The sequence below is a fragment of the Christiangramia pacifica genome (genome assembly GCF_057221535.1).
On the sequence record NZ_CM170146.1, the window covers coordinates 625,626 to 650,114 of the forward strand.

A 24,489-nucleotide genomic window follows, 5' to 3' on the forward strand; every position below is an offset into this window, starting at 1 on the left:
AAGCTAATTCCTTACATTTTAGTTGCTCTTCTGATTGATTAGATCCAGTAGGTCTATATTATCTCCAAGGATGGCATCTTCTGAATCTATCCTGTTCTTTTGAGAGCCATTTTCAAGTTTTAAAACACCACGTGGGCAAACGGCGGAACATATCCCGCAACCAACACAACTTGATCTTACAATATTTTGACCTTTCTGAGCATACGCGCGAACATCTATTCCCATTTCACAATAAGTGGAACAATTTCCGCAGGAAATACATTGTCCGCCATTTGTAGTGATCCTGAATTTAGAAAAAAGTCGCTGCTGCATTCCTAAAATTGCTGCCATAGGGCACCCAAATCTGCACCAGACACGATTACCAAAAATTGGATAAAATCCGGTACCAATCACGCCACTAAAAATAGAGCCAATCAGAAATCCGTAGGCGACCCGCAAACTTTCCGCATTGAAAAGAAACAGGTTATTTCCGCTCATATAATGAAACCCGATTAAAGAAAGAATGATCACCAAATAACCGATCGCTCCATATCTCGCGTCCTTATCTAATTCTTCCCTTTTAAAATACCAGATCCCTGCAAACAATAAGGTTAAAAATGCGGCAACTCCAATGAGAAAAACATCCCTGGTAAGCCAGTATTTATTTGGGTCATAACCCAGATAGGTGTAGATCACCGCAGTGGTCATTAACACAACAAAAACCAGCACACTATGAATAACCCAGCGTTCTACTTTCCACGCAAACTGACTCTTGTCTGATAGATGTCTGTAGGGATCTCCGGCAGTTTCGGCAAGACCGCCACAACCGCAAACCCAGCTGCAGTACCAGCGTTTACCATACTTATAAGTAAGAATTGGCGTGATCACGAAAATAGAAGCGATCCCAAATAATAGTAACGCAAGTCCAATATTACCTGAGGAGATAAAACCATCAACCCGGTATTGTTCAAAATTATAATAGTTGAGAGGCCATATATTTTTAAGATCGTAGTAAGGCAAATTGAAACCTTCACCATTCAATCTGGCCATGAATTCGGGAATGAGAAAGGCAAAGGCAGTTTGAAAAAACATTACTGAAACGGTACGAAGTTTCTCATAACGATTATGCCGGTATTTCCAGATGAATTTTACTCCAAAAGCCACGATAGCAATAGTATAAAGTGTTCCATATACAAACCACTGACTTGCTGGATTCCCGCTTAGCAGTCTGCTCAATGGATCAAAAAGAGCGATCAAACCTGTATTATCTCCTTCACTGCGAAGTCCAAGATATTCCGGATAGAAATAGAGAATAATATAGAAACCCGTGAGTGCGATTCCTGCGAGCCAGGCAAGATAGCCTCTATTGGTCATGGATTTGAACCAAACTCCGTCATTCTTTATCCCTTCATGCTTGCCGGCATAGGCCGCTTTTGCGAACCAGATAATTCCACCAGTTATTGAAGCCAATGAAATACTAAGCCATAAAGTTTTATTTGGAAAATTGATATTCAGAGTAGCGAGCAATAGAATTAGAAGTCCCGACATTCCCAGGAAAGTAGCTAACTTCTGTTGTGTATTGATCGCTTTGGGAGCATCTCCTGTTAGCGCCATATTGTGTTCAATCCTGCTCATTTCTATGCTTCCTGTAGATTATTTTTAAAACTTCTGAATATTTCTTTTTCGTGGCGATCATAAAATTCTGGGTCAAAATTGGCAAGTTTCAAATTTGCCAGAACATGATCAATCTTCCTTTCCTCATTCAGCCATAGATCAAAGATCTCCTGTCTCATTCTGATTCCGAAGGTATTGATACCTAAAAATTTTTTAGAGTCTTTATCGTAAGAAATAGTGATTGCTTTCGGTTCGGTTTGATGTCTCCAGTAGAAATGCTGTTCATTTGCTTTTGGCCTTGGCCAGACCCAACCGTATGTCTGATATTCAACATCAAAGAATTTAGCCGAGTTGAACCAGTTTCCTGGCTGATATGCAGTACGCTCTCCGGTTAATGTTCTGGCCAGCGTTTCTCCCATAATCCTGCCGGTATACCAGACAGCTTCAACAGCTTTTCGCTGACCAATAGGATTTTTTTGCTGAGCGCAATCCCCAATTGCATAAACGTCTGGAAGGTTTGTTTCCAGAAATTCATTCACCAAAATTCCCCTATCTGTTTCCAGTTCTGAATCCTTCAAAAAATCAATATTTGGCCTCACACCTGCACAAAGCCCGACTAACTGGCAATCAATTTCTTCGCCATCCTTAGTAATTATGGCTCTAACCCTGCCATCTTCATCAGGAAGTATTTTGTCTAATTCTGTATGGTGCCTAAGATCTACACCATGAGAAGAGATATGTTCTGAAATCAATTCAGCTTCAGGCAATGGTAAAACATTATTCCAGAATGCATTTTCCCGAACCAGAAAGGTAACATCAATTTCACGTGTTCTAAGCATTTCTGCTAATTCCACTCCAATTAATCCTCCACCAACAATTACCGCTTTTTTAGTGAATCTGGTATTTTCTTCTAGCTCTATCAGGTCTTGCTTTGACACCAGGCCCTGGACGCCTTTCAGATCTTCTCCTTCCCAGCCGAACTTATTATACACAGAACCAGTAGCGATGATCAACTTATCATATTCCAAAGGTTCGCCTGAAGAAAACCGCAATTTCTTATTTTTGAAATCTATTTTTTCTACCCAGGCTTTTTTCAACGCAATACGGTTTTTCGCCCAAAACCAATCTTCATACGGTTTCAAGTGTTCCCATTTCATGTGGCCCATATAAACATACATTAATGCCGTGCGGGAAAAGAAATAATCAGACTCTCCTGAAATTACCGTAATTTGATGATCGGAAGATTTACGAATATGTCGGGCAGCGGTAATTCCCGCGATTCCGTTTCCAATAATTACAATATGCTCCATTAATTTTTCTAATTTGGCGAAAGGCCGGATAGCATTTGAGTAAAGTAAGCTGAAAATAGCCAGAATCCCAAGTGTATAAAGCTTTTTATAATTCTAAAATATGGCCAGAAAAGCAAGTTTTCTTTTACTGAATTTAATGTTGCTGACCTTCAGCATAAATCTATGTTCTTGCCAGGCAGAGATTCCTATAAAAAAGATCAACGGTATAAGCCTAGTGGCTTCCAGAGATAGTCTTGATAGAAAACATATCGAACCAATTTTAAAAGTAAATGCTAATTCGGTGGCGCTTATGCCCTATGCTTTTATTCGAGATAAAAAAGATCCGCAGCTGCTATTCAATTTAAACAGGCAATGGTTTGGGGAACGTGCCGAAGGAATTGAGCACAGTATTCAGCTTTTGAGAGAGCAAGATCTGCAAATTATGATGAAACCGCATCTCTGGATTAGAAATGGTGAATTTACAGGCGATCTAAAGTTTGAAAATGAGGCCGAATGGCAAAAATTTGAAAATTCGTACAGAGAATATATGATGCTGTATGCAAAGATTTCTGAAGAACAACATATTGAGATCTTTTGTATAGGAACAGAACTATACAATTTTGTTAAGGCCAGACCGGATTTCTGGAGATCGCTTATCAAAGATATCAGAAAAGTTTATGCTGGAAAACTTGTTTATGCTGAAAACTGGGATAAAGTAGATCAGGTTGATATTTGGAATCAACTTGATTACATTGGTGTAGATGCCTATTTCCCGATTAGTGATAAGGATTCTCCTACCGAAACAGAAATTTCAGAAGGATGGATAAATCATAAAAAAATGCTTTCCAATTTATCTTCAGAGATATGATAAAAAAGTAATTTTCACAGAGTATGGTTATAGAAGTATGGATTTCGCCCTAAAGGAGCCATGGAATTCTGGTAGAGAAAATTCCAGAACAAATCATAATCTGCAGGCCAGAGGACTAAAAATTCTGTATGAAGAAATTTGGCCTGAAAACTGGTTTGCCGGAGGATATTTGTGGAAATGGCATCATCCTGAAAATTCTGGCGGAATAGACAATGATCGCTTTACTCCACAAAATAAACCCGCGGAAAACATCATTATGGAGTATTACAAAAAATTCAGGAACTAACTCGTTTGTAGTAGTGACTGTAGAGTTCCTCGGCGGTGGCTCCTCTTCTTCTTTTCCAGTAGATCTCTATAAAAAGCTTTTGTGTGTTCCAAACTCCGAGCCGATTGTAGAGCCTGGCAGAAGTAGTGATCCAGCTTTTAATCACACTGAATTGCTTCTTTTCATAGAGCCTTTTTATGATCTCGTTATCTTCATAAACCTTGTAGGTCTCGTCAAATCCACCAATTTCCTCAAAAAGTTCTCTTTCTACGAACAGAGATTGATCACCACCGCGACAACTAATGTGATTCACTTTGGTAAAATATCCCATGAGATTTAACCACCAGTGATCTTTATCAAATTTCATCTGAAAACATCCCGCTTTCTTACCTGTTTCAACCTCCTTCACGATAAGGGAATCAAAATTTTCTGGAGGAAAACTATCTGCATGAAGAAAATACAGGATATTACCTTCAGCCAATTTCGCACCTGTATTCATTTGAACGGCACGGCCTTTTTCAGAAGGTACATAAAAAACCTTAGGGTGATTCTTGGCAATATTAGCAGTACCATCAGTGCTTCCGCCATCAACTACAATAATCTGAGCAACCTGGCCTGAAGAATAAGCTTCCAGATGCTTTAGTAGCATTGGAAGCTGTTGTTCTTCATTGTATACCGGAATGATAATACTTATCATCTGGACTGATTATTTTGCATCATTCAAATTCCAGTTGTATTCTTTATAAGAAATATTTGCCCCGGAATTGATCTTTGTATTTGAATACTCGTTAATGTAATCTATCACAGTTCCGTTTTCTTTAAAATCTTTCTTGTACCAATCGAAGATAGAAGAAAGTTTAGCGGAGTTCTTGGAGATCTCATTTTTATCAGAATTGATAAATTCCATGGTTACCTTTTCCAGTTGCTCTTCAATCTTGTCTGCCGTATACGCTTCATTCAGTAATTTTGGACAGGAAATAGATGCACAGTTTATGGCAAAATGAATTCTTGGTTCATTCATTTTTCGCAGGATACTGTTTTCAATTCCCCCCAGTGAAATTTCGGTATCTCCCACCTTAATGAATTCTGAAGTCCACGGGCTATCAATATCCTTTATGCTTTTTACCGGATAATTTCTCAGGATAAGGTCTACCGTATAAGCATTATATAAATTGATGTAATAAGCAAGTAATTCATTAGTGCCCCAATCTTCGGAAGGTGCCTGGGATGACAATAACTTTAAATATTCATCCAGTTTAGAACGATCATTTTTAAAGCCTTGATAATCTACCATTCCACTGGCACTTACATGCTTTTTCAGCAAATTGTTCCAGACAGAATGGTCTATAATCGGTTCTTTTTCAGCAGAATTTTGTTCGGAAACATCTGGAGCAGGAAGTCCCTTGGCATTAAGACCTGCACTGGAGATCAGATTACAGGATGCAAACATACAGGCACCTGAAATTAGAACGGTAATACTTAAAATGATCTTTTTCATAGCTTTAAATTTCAAATGTTAGCAGCAACCACCGCCATCGTAATGAAAAGTGGATTCACTAATAAATATATCGTCTCTTCCTAATGAAGCCAGGGCATTTGCAGTTTTATCACAAATCGCCAAAGGTTGATTTTTCATCAAAACATGACCTTTTTTGTCATCAAAATGATCATCCTCGCCATAATATATAGCTGCTTTACCTGTAAAAATACACGGTCCGTCTTCCGGCATGGGATCTTTGATCGCCGCGACTTCAATAGACTCTATATATACGAGTTCTTCGGTTGGATAGTTTTTAGGATCCAGAATTCGATAAGGTTTTCTGGCCCTGATCTCTATAGTTCCAAATCCGGCATCGGTAAGAGCTTTTACATAGTCCTTGATAGACAAGCTACCGCTTAAGCAAAGCGCTCGCAGCCTTTCATCGTTCCTAAGTTCATCGTTCATCTCCTGTTCACAAGTAGGATCGCTCATCACAAGCTTGCCGTGTGGTTTTAAAACACGATACATTTCCTTGAGAGCTTTGGTAAGTTCTTCGGTCTTGAAAATATTGAAAAGGCAATTTTGCGCGGCCACATCTATTGAATTATCTTCTACCGGCAATTCTGTAGCATCCCCTTTTTTTAGGTCTACGAACTCAGACTTAAACCATGGATTCATTTCCTCTGCTTCCTTAAAATTCTTTCTGGAAGCTTCCAGCATTTCATCTACCACATCTATACCCACAACCCCAGATTTTTGCCTGGAAAAGTAAGCAAATTGTAAAAGCTCCATTCCGCCTCCAACACCAACATATAGAATTCTTGGATCGTTGGTAAGATCTCTGGCATGAACGGTGGTTCCACAACCATAGTTCATCTCCTGCATGATCTTCGGGATTTTCAATCCCGGCAATTCCCAAATAGGATTTGTAGTGCAGCATAAACCAACATCTGGAGTTAAAGCCGCATCTCTATATACATCTTTCGTAGTTTCTAAATAACTCATCTTATATATTCTGAAGTAATTCTTTAAATAATTTTACCATGTTCGGCTCTGCCATGGCAGCATTTGCCAATATATTCTGAATATCCACTTTTTCGAGGTTATCAGGATCTCCCTGATCAGTAATTACAGAAATCGCGGAAACGGGAATGTCCAGGTGATTTGCAACAATCACTTCAGGAACGGTGCTCATTCCCACCGCATCTGCTCCAATGAGTTTCAAATACCTATATTCTGCCCTTGTTTCGAGCTGAGGCCCAAGTACCGAAGCATAGACACCTTTATGCAAGGTTATGCTATTCTTTTTGGCAGCTTCTTCAAAAATGCTGTTCATTTCTGAATTATAAGGTTCGCTCATATCCACAAACCTTTCACCTAGTTTTTCAACTCCGTGGAATGCAAGTGGTGAACCGCCCTGAAGGTTAATATGATCATCAATAAGCATCAATTCACCTTCCTTAAAATCCAGGTTAATGGCACCCGAAGCATTTGAAACCAATAATTTCTTCATCCCTAAACGCTTCATTACTCGTACCGGATAAGTCACATCAAAAAGACTGTAACCTTCATAAAGATGAAATCTGCCCTGCATTATGATCACTTTCTTACCTTCAAGCGTACCAAAAACGAGTTTTCCTTTATGAAATTCTACCGTTGCCGTAGGAAAATATGGAATATGATTATAACTGGCTTCCACCTCTATTTCCACATCATCAAGAAGTTTACCCAATCCTGTTCCAAGTATGATCCCTACTTCCGGTTCTCCAAAACCTTTTGACTTTAGATAGTCTACAGATTCATTTATTCTGTCTGTCATTATTTTATAAATTTTTGAAACGCAGGATGATCCTTTATATCATCCAACAGATCCACATCATTGCGGGTTTCCAATAGTGCGACCTTACAGCCTTCAAGATCTTTCAAAGTATCTTCTAATACACTGGAAGTTCCCCATTCTTTATTTTTAAACACGTCCGAATTTAAGGATTTCATTCCGAATAAATAATATCCTCCATCCTGCGCCGGGCCGATCACATATTCGTGATCATCTAATTCTCGAAAAGCTTTCTCAATATCTTCAGAATTGATATCGTACATGTCACTTCCAATAATTACTATTTTCCTAAATCCATTCTGAAAACCAGCATTAAAAGAATGCTGCATTCTAATTCCAAGATCATCGCCTTCCTGCTTTCTTTTTTCAAAAAGTTCATTATTCCAGATATCGTCTTTATTGACCGAATCGGAATAATAAACCTGCTTTGAAGAATTGACTTCCGAAGTGAATTTTACGGTATGATCTAAAAGAAAATTATAGACATCCAAAGCCTTTTCATTCCCAAGATCTTTGGCCAGCCTTGTTTTGACTTTCCCGGCAACCGGATTTTTAGTAAAAATGAGAAGTAGATTCTCCTTATTCAGTTTCTTCACTTAATAAATTTTTTCGCCCTTTTTCAGCCATTTAGCCCAATGCTTAGAGAATGCATGGACCTTTTCAGTTTCGTTACCACTAGAATCCAAAACCGGAAGATCGCTATTTTTCCATTCAAAAATACCTCCATATAAATTCTGAATATCGTTATATCCTGCTTTTTGAAGTTTTCTGCCAATATTTTCAGATCTTATTCCGAGAGAACAATAGACAACCACCTTCTTATTCTTCGGAATATTGTTCAGGACAGACTCATCAAAATCATCATAACCAACATATATGGAATTTTCCAGATGACTTACCTCAAACTCTTCCTTTTCGCGGGCATCCAGGATAATAACCTCATCATCCAGCTGATACATTCTTAATTCCTGAACTGATATATACGGAATCTCACCAGAGTTGTATTTTGAAAGCAATTCAGAAAGTGACGCCTGGGCGTATGACTGTCCGGCTATCAACAGAAACAGGTAAATTAAAAAGTGATTTTTCAATATGTGAAGCTTAGGTTACCGTTCCCTGGCAGCTACTACCGGCACCAGCAGTACAACCATAACAATGTTGTGAAATGATGATCTCTCTATCGTTCAATAAATCTTCATTGTATTCACTAATATGCTGAACTTTACTATTTACCTTCAATTCCAGCATTTGGTTGAAGTCACAGTCATATAACCAGCCGTCCCAGCTAATGGAAATGGTATTTGTACACATCACATTTTCCAAAGCTGCAGGATTATAGGCATCTACCAGAGCATACATATAATCTTCATAATTGTCTGATGCTATAAGGTATTCCAGAAACCTACTTATTGGAAGGTTGGTGATTGCAAACAAGTTGTCAAAATCAATATTGAAATCCTCTTTTAGAGCTTCTTTAAAATCCTTTTCCATCGCACCCTGATCTGTAGGCAGGAAGGCGCCTGATGGGTTATAAACCAGATCCAGCTTTAAACCTGTTCCTTCCTGGGCATAACCTACCGCGTTCAGCATTTGCAGAGCTTTGATAGACTTGTCAAATACACCGCTCCCTCGCTGTTTATCTGTTTTTTCCCGCTTATAAAAAGGAAGGGAGGAAACTACATGAACATTGTGTTTTTTGAAAAATTCTGGCAGATCATGATATTTCTTGTTGGCAAGAATGATGGTAAGGTTAGATCTTACAATAAAATCTTTGATTCCCGCCTTGGCCGCTTCTTCCACGAACCAACGAAAATTCGGATTCATTTCCGGAGCTCCACCAGTTAGATCAAGAGTATGCGCTCCAGTGGTTTTTATAACCTCCAAACATTGTTGCATGGTTTCCCTGGTCATGATCTCCTTGCGGTCTGGCCCGGCATCTACGTGACAATGCGAGCATACCTGGTTACACATGTAACCAAGGTTAAGCTGAAGAATTTCCAGCTTCTTAGGTTTTAAAGGAAATTTTCCGGTTTCAGCAATCTTTTCTCTGAATCGCGGTAATTCGCCTTCTTTGAAAATACCATTGCTAAGAAATTTAAGTTGATTCTGTGGGCTCGAAAGGTCATCCTTTCTTGCCTTAAGGGACTTCGTTAACATAAAATGTATTTCTTGCTTAGAAAGTTAGTTCAGTTTTTCTGAATTAACTTACATACTAAGCTTTTTGTATTTATTCATCATTTGCACTCCATGCACTAGCGTTGCGCCGCTTTCTATAGCAGCACCGGCATGAACAGCTTCCATCATCTCTTCTTTGGTGATCCCCCGTTGAAGTCCGTCTTTGGTATATGCATCAATGCAATAAGGACATTTTACCACGTGCGCCACGGCAAGCGCGATCAATGATTTCTCCCTTGCTGATAGAGCCCCTTCTTCGAAAACCTTTCCATAATAATCGAAAAATTTCTTTCCCAGATCTTCACTCCATTCTGTAATTTCACCAAACTTTCGAAGGTCGGCAGGATCATAATAATTTTTGGACATAATTTTTTATCGTTTAAGCCTTTTAAATATTTACGGAAATATAAGGCAATTAGTTTTAAAGATTTACCACACCAGTAACAGAAAGGATGATAAGTAAAAAAACGATAATAATTAGTATAACAATCCACAATTTTGAACGAGAGTTCTCAGTCCTAGTTTCTGTTGATTGATTTCTTCCTGATTCACTTTTTTTATGATCAGTTGGAACGGGAGACGATCTGTCTTTATCTGCACTCATAATTTTTGTTTTCAATCAATTTAGCGTCTATAGGCGCGATAGAAAAAGTTTTAACAAATAATTCTAAATCAGGAAATTTAATTGAAAAAGCCTAAAAACCTCTGGAAAGCGGCGCCACAATAACGTTTTTCGCATTACAATTATCTCAAACAATGATAACTTTAGAAAGAATTCTTAATTTTTTCACACAAATTATAATTTTACATCCCTATTTATATAAAATTATTTGTTAAAAATCGCTTAACTTTAGAAAGCGATAATTTGGAGTTTACGAATGAGAATTGATGTAAAAACATTGCCGGTTAATGAAATCCTTGAGGACATTGCCGAATCACTACAAACTGAGTTAAAAAATAACAGCGGAGAATTATCCATTGAGTTACCTGAACATATAGGTGAAGGATATATAAGAGGTGTTAGTTTCGATTCAGGGATGGGCTTTGTTACATATAACTGTAAGTTCTTCGAAGATGTTGAAATTCACTTTTCTCTGAACACCGTACATCCATTGAAATTTATCTTTTGTTCAGAAGGTAGCGTGGGTCACTGTTTTCAGAATAAAGAAAAGGTACACACAATTGATACTTACCAGAATATCGTGGTGAGTAGTCATGGTTATGACGGACATATCCTTTATTTCAAGAAAGATGTACCAACTCATGTTTCCAGCCTGGAAATCATACGTTCAATCTTCACGCATAGATCTAATTACGATTTCAAAGATCTGGATCCTACTCTTAAAGAATTGTTCAAAGATGCAGTTTCCAAGAAACAGTTCTATTACCAGGGAAATTACAGTATAAAGGCTGCAGACCTGATGGAAGATATCAATTCTAACGATTATACAGGTTTCTTGAGAAATCTTTTCCTGGAAGGTAAAACATTTGAAATGCTGGTAATCCAGATCGCTCAATATGAGGATGATGAAAATGGAGAAAATCTACCTCAGATTCTTAGAAAGTCTGATATTGAAAAAGTAGATTATGTCGCTAAAAGAATTCAGGGAGATCTTAGTACCAACCTTACCGTAGAAACGCTAGCCAAGGAAGCAGGTACGAACGTGAATAAACTTCAGGAAGGATTCAAGTATGTTTATAATCTTACGGTTAATAAATACATGCAACATGTAAAGCTGGAAGCAGCGAAAGAAATGCTGAAACTTTCTGAAAAGAACATTTCTGAAATCGTGACTTCCATAGGCCTCAACAACCGAAGTTATTTCTCTAAGATCTTTAAAGAAAAATATGGCGTTAGCCCCAAATATTTCCTTAAGAGCAAAAAGAACCTAAAGGATGCAGAAGTGGAAGAAGAACAGGATTAATATCAACTTCTCAATCCTTTCATAATTTTTAGAAAGTAATAAATAAAAAAAGCCCGGTATAATTTACCGGGCTTTTTAGTTTTATATGAATGAGATTACATCATTCCAGGCATACCTCCGCCCATTCCTTGTGGCATTCCACCACCTTTTTCATCTTCAGGAAGGTCGATAAGTGCACACTCTGTAGTCAAGATCATTCCGGCAACAGAAGCAGCATTTTCAAGAGCTACTCTAGTTACTTTCTTAGGATCGATAATCCCGGCTTTCATCATATCTACGTAAGTATCAGTCTTCGCATCATATCCGAAGTCTTTCTTACCTTCAAGAACTTTGTTGATCACCACAGATCCTTCTCCACCTGCATTTTCTACGATGGTTCTTAGTGGAGCTTCGATAGCTCTAGAAACGATCTGAACTCCTGTAGATTCATCAGCATTTTCAGTCTTGATCTTCGCAAGTACGGCCTGAGCTCTAACTAAAGCTACACCACCACCTGCAACGATTCCTTCTTCAACAGCCGCTCTGGTTGCGTGAAGAGCATCATCTACTCTATCTTTCTTTTCTTTCATTTCAACTTCTGAAGCAGCACCAACATATAGTACAGCCACCCCTCCTGCTAACTTAGCAAGACGCTCCTGAAGTTTTTCTCTATCGTAATCTGAAGTTGTAGATTCTACCTGAGCTTTGATCTGGTTTACTCTTTCCTTAATAGCCTTATCATCTCCAGCTCCGTTTACGATGGTAGTATTATCCTTATCGATCGCTACTTTTTCAGCAGTACCTAACATATCGATAGTCGCGTTTTCTAAAGAGAATCCTCTTTCTTCCGAAATTACAGTTCCTCCGGTTAGTATTGCGATATCTTCAAGCATTGCTTTTCTTCTGTCCCCAAATCCTGGAGCTTTCACTGCAGCGATTTTAAGCGATCCACGAAGTTTGTTAACTACAAGAGTTGCAAGTGCTTCTCCGTCTACGTCTTCAGCAATGATCAATAGTGGTTTTCCAGATTGAGCTACTGGCTCAAGAACAGGAAGTAGATCTTTCATTGAAGAAATCTTCTTATCAAAAAGTAGAATATAAGGATCTTCAAGATCTGCAGTCATTTTCTCTGAATTCGTTACGAAATACGGAGAAAGGTAACCTCTGTCAAATTGCATACCTTCAACCACATCAACGTGAGTTTCAGTACCCTTTGCTTCTTCTACGGTGATAACTCCTTCTTTTCCAACCTTTCCGAATGCCTGCGCGATCAAATCACCAATTACATCGTCATTATTAGCAGAAATAGAAGCTACCTGCTTGATTTTCTCTGAAGAATCACCAACTTCCTTTGTTTGTTTTGCAAGATCTTTAGTTAGAGACTCAACAGCCTTGTCAATTCCTCTTTTAAGATCCATAGGATTTGCGCCTGCAGCAACATTCTTAAGACCTTCTTTTACGATAGCCTGAGCAAGAACTGTTGCAGTAGTAGTACCATCGCCGGCAAGATCATTGGTTTTAGAAGCAACTTCTTTTACCATTTGAGCTCCCATATTCTCAAGTGGGTCTTCCAGCTCGATTTCTTTTGCTACAGTTACACCATCTTTAGTTACAGTTGGCGCTCCAAATGATTTACTAATGATCACATTACGACCTTTAGGTCCTAAAGTCACCTTTACCGCATTGGCCAATGCATCTACTCCACGTTTGATCCCGTTACGGGCCTGGATGTCAAATTTTATATCTTTTGCCATTTTTATAAATTTTAATTTTCAGAAAGCTAATTCTGAAAAACTGTGGTTAATTAATTTTTGTTGAATAAATACCTTACCGGATGTAAGGCAAAATCTAATGGTTTGAAACTTATACTATCGCAAGTATATCATCTTCCCGCATGATAAGGTAATCTGTACCTTCAAGCTTTAATTCTGTACCGGCATATTTACCATAAAGTACCATATCACCAACCTTAACGGTCATTTCGTGATCTTTGGTTCCTTTTCCTACAGCTACTACCTTTCCTCTTTGAGGTTTTTCTTTAGCAGTTTCAGGAATGATAATACCAGATGCAGTTTTATTCTCTGCAGCAACAGGTTCAATTACAACCCTATCTGAAAGCGGTTTAACGTTTAGTCCCATTTTTTTCGAAATTTTATTATAGGTTAATTAAATTTTTAATCGTCGGTTAGGGATATTTCTAAAATTATGCCAGTAGCATATTTCTGCCAATACCAAATAAAAAATGCCAGCTTGTCATAAGCTGGCATTTTCTAAATATAATATTTTGTAAAAATTACTGAGAACTGTCAGTTTGAGCCGGTTGTTGCGCCGGAGTCTGAGTTGCAGGAACTTCAGTATTTACAGGCTCATCACTTTCAAAAACTCTGGTTCCTGCCTCAGCAGGAGCATCCATAATAGTTACATTAGAAAGTAATATAAGCACCAATAGTAATGTTGCAAGTGTCCAGGTACTTTTGTCTAGAAAATCTGTAGTTTTCTTTACGCCTCCCATTTGCTGACCTCCGCCACCAAAAGATGAAGAAAGACCTCCTCCTTTAGGGTTCTGTACCATGATCACAACTACCAGCAAAAATGCTACGATAATTATTAAAGCTAAAAAAATAGTGAATGTACTCATTCTTATTCGTTATTAGTGTCTTGTAATTTCTCTATTGCCCGAATTTGGTCTGCAAAGAAACCACTTTTTTCGGGATTTTTCAAAATTAATATTTTATATGCCTGAGTAGCTTTTTTATAGTTTTTTTGTTCCAGGTAAACCTTTGCTAAAGTCTCTGTCATCAATGACTCAGGAGCAGTAAGACTCTCTTCGGCCAGGTTGGCTTTATTAGCAGTTTTCCCAGGTTTTATCTTCGGATTTTTAGAAATGAACTCCTCTATCAGTTCAAATTTTCGCAATCGCGATTCATCTGTTTCCGGTTCAGATTTTTTCTCTTCTCTTTCAACCGGTTCTGCCCTGGTCAATTTCAACCATTCTGAAAAAGAGTGGGATTCCTTTCCATCAAATTCCAAAGGCTTTCCAATCCCAAGCTCTTCCTCTGTATTCTTATCTCCTTCTCTATTATTTTCTTCTGGTATTTCAGTTTTCACCGCTCTTTCAAACAGAGCCGGATCCATCACCCTTTCAGATTCAGATTGCTTCATTTTTATAGCCTCGTTGATATCAAGACTACGCTTACCGTGAACTTCTTCGGCTTCATAAACGGTGATCTGCTTCAATCTTTCTTCCTGTTCCCTGATCTGCTTAGCGATCTGGTTCTGATTAAATTCCGGGGAAGTGATAAAATCAAATAAAATACTCCTATCTGTAGTATAGGCGGCGGTTTTTTTCAGGGCATCATTATAACTAAATTCCTGATGCTCTTTCAATCCTTTTAACCTGATGGCACGAGCCGCCTGGAAATAAGGTGCTTTCGTTAGAATTTTTTCAATTTCACGGGTTTGCTCTGAAGTAATTTCCTCAGGATTATCTAATAGATATGTAAGTTCCTTTACATCCATTACCAGTCGGTCAGCGCCGCGTTAAAAATATCCTGAGTAAGCCGTGTATAGATTTCATCCAGTGCAGTTTCAAGGGCAGCACCTACAAGCTGCGTCTGGGCAGGATAATCATAATAAAATGAAAACCTGTTTTCAAAATCCTTTTCAGGCTCAAGAGTATTATAATATCTTACGTTCACTGAAATGGTCAACCTGTTCTGGGCCGCGGTATTTTCAGCAGTTGCCGACATCGGTGAAATATAATATTCGGTAATTTCACCTTCAAAGATCAAATCTCCATTTGACGGTTGCAAGCTTAAACTCGTTTGATTCTGAATAAGATCCTGAAGAGAATTTGTAAAGATTCTATCGATTCCCGGTTCTACAAGATCGGCATTATTCTGAAAAAAGTTCACCTGGAAACTTTCAGCTTCCCCGGTATCTGCACCGGTGAATGAATAAACTCCGCAAGACTGAAAAAGAAAAGTGAATGCGATTAGACTTGCGAAAATGAATAATTTCTTCATAGAATAAAAACCTGTGATTATAGATTATATTGTTTGATCTTACGGTAAAGTGTTCTTTCGCTTATTCCAAGTTCTTCAGCGGCAGCTTTGCGTTTTCCGCTGTGTCTTTCCAAAGATTTTTTAATAAGTTCCAATTCCTTGTCCTGTAAAGAAAGTGTTTCTTCCTCCTCGATCTCTTCGGCAAAGTAGTACTTATCTTTTTCATCTTGTCTCGTCGGGGAAGAATTTTGCTGCGGAATTTGAAGTACGTTCAATTCATCCTCATCTATATCTGCTTCATCAATATCGTCGCCGCTATTTCCGTAGATCTTCTGAATTAGTCCTTCGTTTTCATCCTGAACCTGCTTACTATCTCCCTCCTGCATTAATTTCAGAGTAAGTTTTTTAAGATCGTTCAGATCATTTTTCATATCGAAAAGAACCTTGTAAAGAATTTCCCTTTCATTACTAAAATCGCCTTCTTTCTTTTTGTCTGAAATGATCGCGGGAAGATTACTTCCAACATCCGGAAGATAATGTCTTAGATCTTCAGCACTGATACTCCTGTTCTGCTCCAGCACTGAAATTTGTTCTGCAATATTTCTAAGCTGTCGAATATTTCCACCCCAGCGATATTTCTGAAGTAAAGCCACGGCATCATCGTCCAGCTTGATCGTTGGCATTTTATATTTTAACCCGAAGTCTGAAGCAAATTTTCTGAATAATAAATGAATATCATCCTTCCTTTCCCGAAGAGGAGGAAGATTTATTTCTACCGTACTCAAACGATAATAAAGGTCTTCCCTGAATTTGTCTTTCTGAATGGATTCGAACATGTTGATATTCGTAGCCGCAACAATTCTCACATTCGTTTTCTGAACTTTTGAAGAACCCACCTTGATAAACTCCCCATTTTCCAGAACCCGAAGCAATCTCACCTGTGTTGGAAGTGGCAGTTCTCCTACCTCATCAAGAAAGATCGTACCACCATCGGCAACTTCAAAATAACCATTCCTGGTTTGTGTTGCGCCGGTAAACGCTCCTTTTTCATGTCCAAAAAGTTCACTATCAATGGTTCCTTCAGGAATTGCTCCACAGTTCACTGCGATATATTTCCCATGTTTCCTATGCGAAAGGGCATGGATGATCTTCGGAATACTTTCCTTACCAACACCACTTTCACCGGTTACCAGAACCGAAATATCAGTAGGCGCTACCTGAATAGCCTTTTCTACTGCCCGGTTAAGTTTTGGATCGTCACCTATGATCCCGAATCTTTGTTTAATTGCCTGAACTGATTCCATATATTCTAGATCCTGATATTCAGGAATTATTTAATTATTATCACTTAAACCTATTGCCTCCCCAATTAGCGTGGCGCTTGTGCAATCGTAAACCTTTACATTCACAAAATCACCAATCTTATAGTTCTCTTTTGGAAAAACAGTAACCGTATTACGTTCGTTTCTCCCGCTCCAGTGAGCAGAAGACTTTTTTGATTCTTTTTCAACAAGCACTTCTACTACCGTTCCCACTGCCTGCTTGGTATTTCTCCTACTATGTTTTTGCTGAAGATCCACGATCTCCTGAAGTCTCCTCTTTTTCACTTCTTCCGGAACATCATCCTCCAATTTTCTTTCAGCCATTGTTCCAGGTCTTTCAGAATAAGTGAACATATAACCAAAATCATATTTCACGTACTCCATTAGAGAAAGTGTATCCTGGTGATCTTCTTCAGTTTCAGTTGGGAAGCCAGCGATAAGGTCATGAGAAATTCCACAATTCGGGATCAACTCTTTTATGTTATCTATAAGTCTGAAGTATTCTTCTCGAGTATGCAGTCGATTCATTTTCTTCAAAATTCGATCACTTCCACTCTGAACTGGCAAATGAATATAATTACAGATATTTCGATATTTCGACATTACTTCAATCACATCCATCGTCATATCCTGAGGATTGGAAGTCGAAAACCTGATTCTCATTTTCGGCTGGGCTTCAGCAACAAGTTTTAAAAGTCCGGCAAAATTTGTCGCCGTTGCTTTCTGAATTTCAGTAGCATTTTTAAAATCCTTTTTCAATCCACCGCCATACCATAAATAACTGTCTACATTCTGGCCAAGCAGGGTGATCTCCTTATATCCTTTCGCCGCAAGATCATTCACTTCTTCCACGATACTTTGAGGATCTCGACTTCTTTCTCTTCCGCGGGTAAAAGGCACCACACAAAAAGTACACATATTATCACAGCCTCTTGTAATAGATACAAAAGCTGAAACTCCATTAGTCTGAAGTCTTACCGGAGAGATATCACCATAAGTTTCCTCTTTACTCAAAATCACGTTGATGGCATCTCTACCTTCTTCTACTTCATTGATAAGATTTGGAAGATCCTTATAAGCATCGGGGCCAACCACAAGATCAACGATCTTTTCTTCTTCCAGAAATTTACTTTTTAAACGCTCTGCCATACAGCCAAGAACTCCTACCTTCATTCCCGGATTGGTTCTTTTTACAGCGTTGTATTTCTCAAGACGTTTGCGAACAGTTTGCTCTGCTTTTTCCCTAATTGAACAGGTATTTACCAATACAAGATCTGCTTCTTCAAGTTTCTGAGTGGTATTATATCCCTCTTTTGAAAGAATTGAAGCCACGATTTCGCTATCACTAAAGTTCATCGCGCAGCCGTAACTTTCTATAAATAATTTTCGACTATTATCAGCCTTAGGCTCCATTACCAAAGAGTTTCCCTGCTTTTTTTCGTCTATAATCTTCTCCATAGTTCTTTAATAACCTGTCGGTTTTTAGATTGGCAAAGATAGGACTAAACACTGTTCTGACAAAGTGACAGAAAAAAATTTATAAATCTCTGCGCAACCATTTTTAAAATTCTGCATCTACTATACAACTAACCTGGTTTACGATGAAAAATCTATTACTTCCGCTCTTACTGATTTTCATTTGTTTTACATCCTGCGAAGATGATAAAGAATCTGATCTCGCAAATGTGGCCGTGCCGGTTACGCAAAGCCTCGCAGATTTCAGAGCATCAGTAAAAGTCCAGGAGCCGAGGAACATTATAGAATCAGGTAAGATCTACGCCTGGAAAGATTATATATTCATCAATGATAAAAACGAAGGTGTTCATATTATAGATAACACCGATCCTTTCAATCCACAAAACATCAAGTTCCTGAAAATTCCTCGTAATATGGACATCGCCATTAAAGACGAGAAACTTTTTGCCGATAACGGTATGGACCTGGTTGTTTTCGATATCAGTAATATCGAAAAAATATACGAAGTTGGAAGGGTTCAGAATGTTTTCCCTAATTATTATTCATCTGCACCGGCGGGCGCAAATTATGTAGATTTCGAAAACTTTGATCCTTCAAAAGAGGTAATTGTAGGTTACCTGATGGAAACTCGCAAGATCGAATATGCTTATACAACAGATACCTGGACGGCCGCCGAGACTCAAAGTTCTTACGCAGGTGGCACCGGAACTGGCGGAAGCATGGCAAGATTTAGCATTGATCAAAATATGCTGTATGTAGCCGATGATTCATCACTTTCAACATTCGATATTTCGTCTCCGGAAAACCCAACGAGACTTTATAATGAATATGTAGGATGGCAGGTTGAAACCATCTTCAATTACGACAATCATCTTTACCTGGGAAGCAGCACCGGAATGTATATCTATGACCTTGAAGATCCAGCTAAACCGAATAAGGTTTCATTTCTTCAACATGTTCAGGGATGTGACCCGGTCGTGGTTAAAGACAATTATGCCTACGTCACGATTAGAGGCGGCAATGCCTGCGGACAGGACAGCAACCAACTTGATATTGTTGATATTGCTGACAAATCAAATCCTCAGGTAGTGAGTACCTACCAGATGGAAAATCCGTACGGCCTGGGAATAAATGATAACTGGCTATTTGTATGCGATGGTAACGCCGGACTTAAGATTTACGACATAGAAGACACCCCTAACCTTGAGTATATCAATCAATTCAGCAACATTAACACCTATGATGTCATCCCCCTTGATGAGAGGTTACTTATGGTTGGGGACAATATACTTTACCAGTACTCCTATAAGGGTAACGAGGTTAATTTGATCAGCAGTTTTGCTTTGAATTAATTCCCTTTTTTGTTTGGTTTTTTAGAAATCCCTGTGTAAAAGCAGGGATTTTTAATTTTGGGCATTACCGTAAGAAGTATCTAGAAATTCGTAGCGTTTTTCGACTTCTGAATTCTCCACTCTGAAATTTTCATCCATGATCAAAACCGGCGGATTATCATCTGATGGTTTTATCGCAGGCCACTCTACAAGACCGGCTCCATTTGGATCTCCAGATTTAATAAAATTAACCAGATATTGTTGAATCGTTTCTGAAATTTTAAAATCTGTTTCTGTTAAATATGGAAATTGGTCTTTTGAGAGATTCCCGAGGAAATACTCGATTTCTGATGCGTGAGGAGCACCAACTGGTTGGTAAGAAGAGTTTGGATCTGAAGGCCGTATTCTGCTGAATAAATAACGATACACCGGCTGTTCAGAATTATTCACATGCAAATCTGCCCATTTCCAGGTACTGTAAGAAATAAACCTATCTGATGCCAGTTCTGCAGCCATTAATTTCACATCCTCATCGGTTTTTGGATTATATAATTGAAACACTTCTTCTGAGCTTTCAGGATATAATTCGGCTAATTTCGATTTATAATTTTCGAGATTCATGGTTTTATCCTGCATCACAGCTTCTCCACCAACTTCAGCCGAATTCCATCCCACAAGAAGAGGAATTTGTGCCTGTTCTTGAACTCTAAAAATTTCAGGTAAGGTTTTCGGAAGAAAATAATTATCTATTACCGTTGGAAAACCAAATCGCCCGGATTCCTGATAAATCTTATATACTGTTTCTGTTGGTAATTCTCTGAATTCAGAAAAAGAATAGCCCACTTTTTTCAGGAAATCGACTCCAATCTGTTCAGCCTCAGTTAACGAAACTGGCGCAAGAGTTGGATTAATGGAAGCACCGCTTTCTCCGATCGCTCCCGCTAGAAAATCCTTAGAAAGAGGCGAAGCCATTTGAGCACTTACAGAGATAGATCCAGCAGATTCACCTGCAATCGTAATTTTTTCAGGATCTCCTCCAAAATTTTCAATATTCTCGTAAACCCATTTTAATGCGGCAGACTGGTCTAGCAAGCCGTAATTCCCTGAAGCGTTATAATCTGATGCTGCGCTTAGTTCCGGATGCGCAAAAAATCCGAAGATGTTTAAGCGATAATTTACAGTTACACTCACTATCCCCTGTTTAGCCAGAGCCGCCCCATCATATCTCGGTTCTGAGCCATCACCGGCTACAAAGCCACCACCGTAAAAATATACCAGAACAGGAAGTTCCTTATCATCGTCTAGATCTGGTGTCCAGATATTCAAATACAGGCAATCTTCACTTTTTCCCTCTCCGCGATAGATCATATCTCCAAAAACATTGGTTTGCACCGCAGAGGGAGCGAATTTCTTGGTTTCTTTAACTCCTTTCCATTCTTCCATTTCTTTCGGTGCATGCCACCTTAGAGATCCAACGGGTGGTTGCGCATAGGGAACTCCCAGGAAATAGTTTAAGTCATCTTTAAACTCACCTTCAATTTTCCCATTTTCAGTTTCAACGATTACGTTCTGGGAAATAACGATGGTGGGAAGCAATAAGCAACAAAGAATTAGAAGGTGATTTTTCATTTTGAGAAAGATTGTTTTTTTAAAAATACAACAATTTAATATTTCTTTTTCGAAATTCTGTTACCTGTGATTTGTCGCTGGCGATCACTTTTGAATCTCTGTACTTCGTCATTATCTCTTAATTTTTCGTGCTTAGTTTTTCTACCCTGCACTCTTGCCCGCCATTTTCTCCAGTTTCGGGGATGCATTTGCTCCTGCATGAATTTGATTACCTCCTTTTCGGTTAAACCAAATTGATACTCAATAGCTTCAAACGTGGTTCTATCTTCCCAGGCCATTGAAATGATACGGTCTATTTCTCTTTCATTAAAATTATTTTCCTTTGTAATACTCATTTGTCTAACTTTTTGATCATAAATTTAAACATTTTTATTCTAATCATAAAAAAACCCTCTCCAGTTGGAAAGGGTTTTTATATAAGATCAAGTTTTAATTAAGCTTCGAAAGGCTCAATTGAAACATAAGATTTATCATCTTTTTTCTTAGTGAATTTCACGATACCATCAATCTTGGCATGTAAAGTATGGTCTTTTCCTGCATACACATTGTCACCTGGACGATGCGCAGTACCTCTTTGTCTTACGATAATATTTCCAGCAACAGCAGCCTGTCCTCCGAAGATCTTCACACCTAAGCGTTTCGATTCTGATTCTCTACCGTTCTTGGAACTACCAACTCCTTTTTTATGTGCCATTTTATTTCGTTTTTAGTAGTTTAAACTTAGCTTAATGCAGCAATTAATTCTGCTTTCTTCATAGAAGAATAACCTTCGATACCTTTATCTTTTGCCATTTCTTTCAGCTCTACCACTGTGTACTGGCTAAGGTCTTCTGATTTCTTATCAGATTTGGTTTCAGTCTTCTTAGATTCTTTTTTTGCTTCTTCTTTCTTAGGCTCAGCCTTTTTAGTTGAAGTAGCTTTCTTCCCTCCTTTAAGGTCAATTCCTTCAATAAGAATTTCAGTAAGAGCCTGACGGTGACCATTCTTCACACGGTAACCTTTACGTCTTTTCTTTTTGAATACGATAACCTTATCACCTTTTAAGTGACGGTTGATCTTTGCTCCTACTAGAGCTCCATCTATAGCCGGGGCGCCAACGGTTACGTCATCACCATCTGCAGTAAGTAAAACTTTATCAAAAGAGATACTATCTCCTTCTTTACCTGCTAAACGATTAACATAAACCTTCTGGTCTTTTGCAACTTTAAATTGCTGCCCTGCTATCTCTACAATTGCGTACATAGCGTATAATTAATTATTTAAATACTTAAAATTGTCACTTCCGTTTTCACGCAAGCGGGTGCAAATATAATTCTAATTAATTAATTGACAAAGGTTTTTTGTCTTTTCAGAAGTTACTATAATGTATGTTTTTTGGCCTCCTTAGTATTCCAGGAATCTTTGAATAATTGCATATATGCTAAAGTAAGCACCAGGCTGGTAGCAAATCCCATCACGGCAACTACAAACAGGACTATTCCAATGCTTGTATTATAGTCGGTGATCCAAACAGTGATCAAATCATCAAGAAATCCTGGATTAAACTCTGTTGAATAAAATCCGAAGAAGATCGTAAATATAATGGTGGCATTGAATCCGGTTAGGAGGCTAGCCATAAATCCTTTCTGATATTTGAATTTATTACCTTTATGCAACCTGTAATGTTTTACTGCTTCAAACATTCCATAACCCATGATAACTCCGTTGAACAAACTGTAGATAGGATTTATGTGGGCTCCAAATAGGGATAAAATTAAAAAATAGGCAATTAGTCCAGCAGCAATAGCTACTCCGTATTTTATAGGAATACTGAATTTATTCATAGCTTTTAAAGGTTTTAGAGGTAAATTTCCAAAAATTGTGGCGGTTTTTGCCTTAATAGCATGTTAATTTTAACACATATCGCACACTTATAAAATTTAGTAATTAAATATGTAACTTTTTACCCTTAATCGTTACTTATTAATACAATTGAAAAAAACCTATTTTAAAATGATTAACAAACTAAGACTTGTTGCCTGCTTTTTCCTTGTCGGAATTGTAGGTTTCGCTCAGGAAGTAGAATTCACTGAGTATGATTTAGACAACGGGTTGCACGTGATCCTTCACCAGGATAATTCGGCTCCGGTTGTTACAACTTCAGTAATGTATCACGTAGGAGGAAAAGATCGTGAAGATGGTAGAACCGGAATGGCACATTTCTTTGAGCACCTTCTTTTTGAGGGTACAGAAAACATCCCTAACGGAAAGTGGTTTGAAATCGTAAGTTCTCATGGAGGAAGCAATAATGCGAACACCAGCCAGGATAGAACTTATTATTATGAAGTTTTCCCTTCTAATAACCTGGAGCTTGGTTTATGGATGGAGTCTGAAAGAATGCTTCACCCAATCATCGGTCAGAAAGGTGTAGACACTCAGAACGAAGTTGTAAAAGAAGAAAGAAGACTTCGATATGACAATTCTCCTTACGGTAACCTTTTACAGTCTATGCAGGAGAACATGTTCGAAAAGCATCCATACAAGGATCCAAATGTTGGGTACATGGAAGATCTTGACGCTGCTACGCTTGATGAATTCAAAGCATATTTCGACAAATATTATGTGCCAAACAACGCAGTATTAGTTGTAGCAGGTGATATTGACATAGACAAGACAAAGAAAATGATCAAGGATTATTTCGGGCCTATTGAAAGAGGTGAAGAAATTACCAGAGATTACCCGAAAGAAGATCCAATTACAGAACAGATCAATGCGAAGGCTTACGATTCTAACATTCAGATCCCGGCTTCAGTAATTGGTTACAGAACTCCATCTTTTACTAAAAAAGATTCTTACGTTCTAAATATGATCTCTGATTATTTGAGTAACGGTAACAGTTCAAAGCTTTATAAGAAACTTGTGGACGAACAAAAGCAGGCTCTTCAAATTGGTGCTTTCAATCTTGAGCAGGAAGATTACGGGATGTACCTAATCTTCGGAATTCCTCTTGGAGATACACCTCTTGACACGCTAAACGCAGAGATTGAAGAAGAAATCGCAAAGCTTAGAGAAGAAATGATCTCAGAAAGTGATTTCCAGAAACTTCAGAATAAAGCTGAAAATAGCTTCGTAAACTCAAACTCTAGTGTTGCCGGAATTGCAAACTCACTGGCTAGAAATTATTTATTATATGGTGATACAGACCTTATTAATGATGAGATCGAAATTTACCGTTCTATCACTCGCGAAGATATCAAGAGAGTGGCGAATGAATATTTAAAGCCAAACCAGAGAGTAGTATTAGACTATTTACCTGCTAGCGAACAAGCAGAATAAT

General features: G+C 38.3%; 27 protein-coding genes. 5 read left to right on the forward strand and 22 right to left on the reverse strand.

Translation table 11 applies throughout. The features are described 5' to 3' along the window. Window positions 1–18 precede the first annotated feature (18 nt). Window positions 19–1,614 carry a 4Fe-4S binding protein gene (locus AC2S94_RS02920; protein WP_484630016.1) on the reverse strand — a complete coding sequence of 532 codons (1,596 nt, stop codon included), beginning with the start codon at window positions 1,612–1,614 and terminating at the stop codon, window positions 19–21. A 2-nt stretch (window positions 1,615–1,616) separates the two neighbouring features. Continuing rightward, complete coding sequence (locus AC2S94_RS02925; protein WP_484630017.1) at window positions 1,617–2,903, reverse strand: NAD(P)/FAD-dependent oxidoreductase; 1,287 nt, start codon at window positions 2,901–2,903, stop codon at window positions 1,617–1,619. 100 nt (window positions 2,904–3,003) lie between these two features. Between AC2S94_RS02925 and AC2S94_RS02930 the strand changes: the two genes are divergently transcribed. Both AC2S94_RS02930 and AC2S94_RS02935 read left to right on the forward strand, forming a co-directional pair. Continuing rightward, window positions 3,004–3,750, forward strand: a complete 747-nt coding sequence (locus tag AC2S94_RS02930; protein WP_484630018.1) for a glycoside hydrolase family 113 — start codon at window positions 3,004–3,006, stop codon at window positions 3,748–3,750. A gap of 37 nt (window positions 3,751–3,787) precedes the next feature. Beyond that, on the forward strand, window positions 3,788–4,036 hold the full coding sequence (locus tag AC2S94_RS02935) for a hypothetical protein (protein WP_484630019.1): 249 nt from the start codon (window positions 3,788–3,790) through the stop codon (window positions 4,034–4,036). On the opposite strand, the gene AC2S94_RS02940 is transcribed toward AC2S94_RS02935, so the two are convergent. From AC2S94_RS02940 to AC2S94_RS02975, 8 genes are read right to left on the reverse strand one after another with little or no spacing between them, the layout of a single operon-like run. Continuing rightward, window positions 4,026–4,712 carry a TIGR04283 family arsenosugar biosynthesis glycosyltransferase gene (locus AC2S94_RS02940; protein ID WP_484630020.1) on the reverse strand — a complete coding sequence of 229 codons (687 nt, stop codon included), beginning with the start codon at window positions 4,710–4,712 and terminating at the stop codon, window positions 4,026–4,028. The genes AC2S94_RS02935 and AC2S94_RS02940 overlap by 11 nt on opposite strands. Window positions 4,713–4,721: 9 nt before the next feature. Continuing rightward, entirely contained in the window at window positions 4,722–5,513 is a 792-nt protein-coding gene (locus AC2S94_RS02945) for a DUF547 domain-containing protein (RefSeq protein ID WP_484630021.1), read from the reverse strand. A gap of 18 nt (window positions 5,514–5,531) precedes the next feature. Continuing rightward, window positions 5,532–6,500 carry an arsenosugar biosynthesis arsenite methyltransferase ArsM gene (gene arsM, locus AC2S94_RS02950; RefSeq protein ID WP_484630022.1) on the reverse strand — a complete coding sequence of 323 codons (969 nt, stop codon included), beginning with the start codon at window positions 6,498–6,500 and terminating at the stop codon, window positions 5,532–5,534. 1 nt (window position 6,501) lies between these two features. Further along, window positions 6,502–7,314 carry a purine-nucleoside phosphorylase gene (locus tag AC2S94_RS02955; RefSeq protein ID WP_484630023.1) on the reverse strand — a complete coding sequence of 271 codons (813 nt, stop codon included), beginning with the start codon at window positions 7,312–7,314 and terminating at the stop codon, window positions 6,502–6,504. Next, entirely contained in the window at window positions 7,314–7,928 is a 615-nt protein-coding gene (locus AC2S94_RS02960; protein ID WP_484630024.1) for a TIGR04282 family arsenosugar biosynthesis glycosyltransferase, read from the reverse strand. Before AC2S94_RS02960 ends, AC2S94_RS02955 begins: the two co-directional genes overlap by 1 nt. Next, window positions 7,929–8,423 carry a rhodanese-like domain-containing protein gene (locus AC2S94_RS02965; RefSeq protein ID WP_484630025.1) on the reverse strand — a complete coding sequence of 165 codons (495 nt, stop codon included), beginning with the start codon at window positions 8,421–8,423 and terminating at the stop codon, window positions 7,929–7,931. A 10-nt stretch (window positions 8,424–8,433) separates the two neighbouring features. After that, the gene (gene arsS, locus AC2S94_RS02970; protein ID WP_484630026.1) at window positions 8,434–9,489 is read right to left on the reverse strand and encodes an arsenosugar biosynthesis radical SAM (seleno)protein ArsS; all 1,056 of its coding nucleotides are present in this window, start codon (window positions 9,487–9,489) and stop codon (window positions 8,434–8,436) included. A gap of 48 nt (window positions 9,490–9,537) precedes the next feature. Further along, window positions 9,538–9,873 (reverse strand): arsenosugar biosynthesis-associated peroxidase-like protein, encoded by a 336-nt coding sequence (locus AC2S94_RS02975; protein ID WP_309560090.1) that lies wholly within the window; start codon window positions 9,871–9,873, stop codon window positions 9,538–9,540. A 512-nt stretch (window positions 9,874–10,385) separates the two neighbouring features. On the opposite strand from AC2S94_RS02975, the gene AC2S94_RS02980 reads away from it, so the two are divergent. Beyond that, window positions 10,386–11,432, forward strand: a complete 1,047-nt coding sequence (locus tag AC2S94_RS02980) for a helix-turn-helix domain-containing protein (protein WP_484630027.1) — start codon at window positions 10,386–10,388, stop codon at window positions 11,430–11,432. A 95-nt stretch (window positions 11,433–11,527) separates the two neighbouring features. Here the strand turns inward: AC2S94_RS02980 and groL are convergent, their stop codons facing one another. The 7 genes from groL to miaB all read right to left on the reverse strand — a co-directional run bounded on the left by groL (window position 11,528) and on the right by miaB (window position 18,195). Then, window positions 11,528–13,165: a chaperonin GroEL gene (groL, locus tag AC2S94_RS02985; protein ID WP_484630028.1), complete on the reverse strand. Its 1,638-nt coding sequence runs from the start codon at window positions 13,163–13,165 to the stop codon at window positions 11,528–11,530. Window positions 13,166–13,274: 109 nt separating this feature from the next. After that, window positions 13,275–13,550, reverse strand: a complete 276-nt coding sequence (locus AC2S94_RS02990) for a co-chaperone GroES (RefSeq protein WP_484630029.1) — start codon at window positions 13,548–13,550, stop codon at window positions 13,275–13,277. A 154-nt stretch (window positions 13,551–13,704) separates the two neighbouring features. Next, on the reverse strand, window positions 13,705–14,049 hold the full coding sequence (gene secG / locus AC2S94_RS02995) for a preprotein translocase subunit SecG (RefSeq protein WP_484630030.1): 345 nt from the start codon (window positions 14,047–14,049) through the stop codon (window positions 13,705–13,707). Window positions 14,050–14,051: 2 nt separating this feature from the next. Continuing rightward, on the reverse strand, window positions 14,052–14,930 hold the full coding sequence (locus AC2S94_RS03000; RefSeq protein WP_484630031.1) for a hypothetical protein: 879 nt from the start codon (window positions 14,928–14,930) through the stop codon (window positions 14,052–14,054). Beyond that, the gene (locus AC2S94_RS03005) at window positions 14,930–15,436 is read right to left on the reverse strand and encodes an LptE family protein (protein ID WP_484630032.1); all 507 of its coding nucleotides are present in this window, start codon (window positions 15,434–15,436) and stop codon (window positions 14,930–14,932) included. The genes AC2S94_RS03000 and AC2S94_RS03005 overlap by 1 nt, the downstream gene beginning before the upstream one ends. Before the next feature lie 17 nt (window positions 15,437–15,453). Beyond that, window positions 15,454–16,719 carry a sigma-54 interaction domain-containing protein gene (locus AC2S94_RS03010; RefSeq protein WP_484630033.1) on the reverse strand — a complete coding sequence of 422 codons (1,266 nt, stop codon included), beginning with the start codon at window positions 16,717–16,719 and terminating at the stop codon, window positions 15,454–15,456. 30 nt (window positions 16,720–16,749) lie between these two features. Next, window positions 16,750–18,195, reverse strand: coding sequence for a tRNA (N6-isopentenyl adenosine(37)-C2)-methylthiotransferase MiaB (gene miaB, locus AC2S94_RS03015; RefSeq protein ID WP_484630034.1), 1,446 nt, complete (start codon window positions 18,193–18,195; stop codon window positions 16,750–16,752). Between the two features lie 143 nt (window positions 18,196–18,338). Here miaB and AC2S94_RS03020 point away from each other — a divergent pair, with 143 nt between their 5' ends. Then, a complete protein-coding gene (locus AC2S94_RS03020) occupies window positions 18,339–19,565 on the forward strand; it encodes an LVIVD repeat-containing protein (RefSeq protein WP_484630035.1) in 1,227 nt (408 codons plus the stop codon). Between the two features lie 51 nt (window positions 19,566–19,616). Here AC2S94_RS03020 and AC2S94_RS03025 read toward each other — a convergent pair whose 3' ends face one another. From AC2S94_RS03025 to AC2S94_RS03045, 5 genes are all read right to left on the reverse strand, one after another. Beyond that, complete coding sequence (locus AC2S94_RS03025) at window positions 19,617–21,173, reverse strand: carboxylesterase/lipase family protein (RefSeq protein WP_484630036.1); 1,557 nt, start codon at window positions 21,171–21,173, stop codon at window positions 19,617–19,619. Window positions 21,174–21,208: 35 nt separating this feature from the next. Further along, the gene (locus AC2S94_RS03030; RefSeq protein ID WP_484630037.1) at window positions 21,209–21,508 is read right to left on the reverse strand and encodes a TIGR03643 family protein; all 300 of its coding nucleotides are present in this window, start codon (window positions 21,506–21,508) and stop codon (window positions 21,209–21,211) included. A 98-nt stretch (window positions 21,509–21,606) separates the two neighbouring features. Continuing rightward, the gene (rpmA, locus tag AC2S94_RS03035) at window positions 21,607–21,867 is read right to left on the reverse strand and encodes a 50S ribosomal protein L27 (RefSeq protein WP_108170641.1); all 261 of its coding nucleotides are present in this window, start codon (window positions 21,865–21,867) and stop codon (window positions 21,607–21,609) included. 26 nt (window positions 21,868–21,893) lie between these two features. After that, window positions 21,894–22,415 (reverse strand): 50S ribosomal protein L21, encoded by a 522-nt coding sequence (rplU, locus tag AC2S94_RS03040; RefSeq protein WP_484630038.1) that lies wholly within the window; start codon window positions 22,413–22,415, stop codon window positions 21,894–21,896. A gap of 116 nt (window positions 22,416–22,531) precedes the next feature. Next, complete coding sequence (locus tag AC2S94_RS03045; protein ID WP_484630039.1) at window positions 22,532–22,996, reverse strand: DUF4199 domain-containing protein; 465 nt, start codon at window positions 22,994–22,996, stop codon at window positions 22,532–22,534. 169 nt (window positions 22,997–23,165) lie between these two features. Between AC2S94_RS03045 and AC2S94_RS03050 the strand changes: the two genes are divergently transcribed. Continuing rightward, window positions 23,166–24,488, forward strand: coding sequence for a M16 family metallopeptidase (locus AC2S94_RS03050; RefSeq protein WP_484630040.1), 1,323 nt, complete (start codon window positions 23,166–23,168; stop codon window positions 24,486–24,488). Window position 24,489 lies beyond the last annotated feature (1 nt).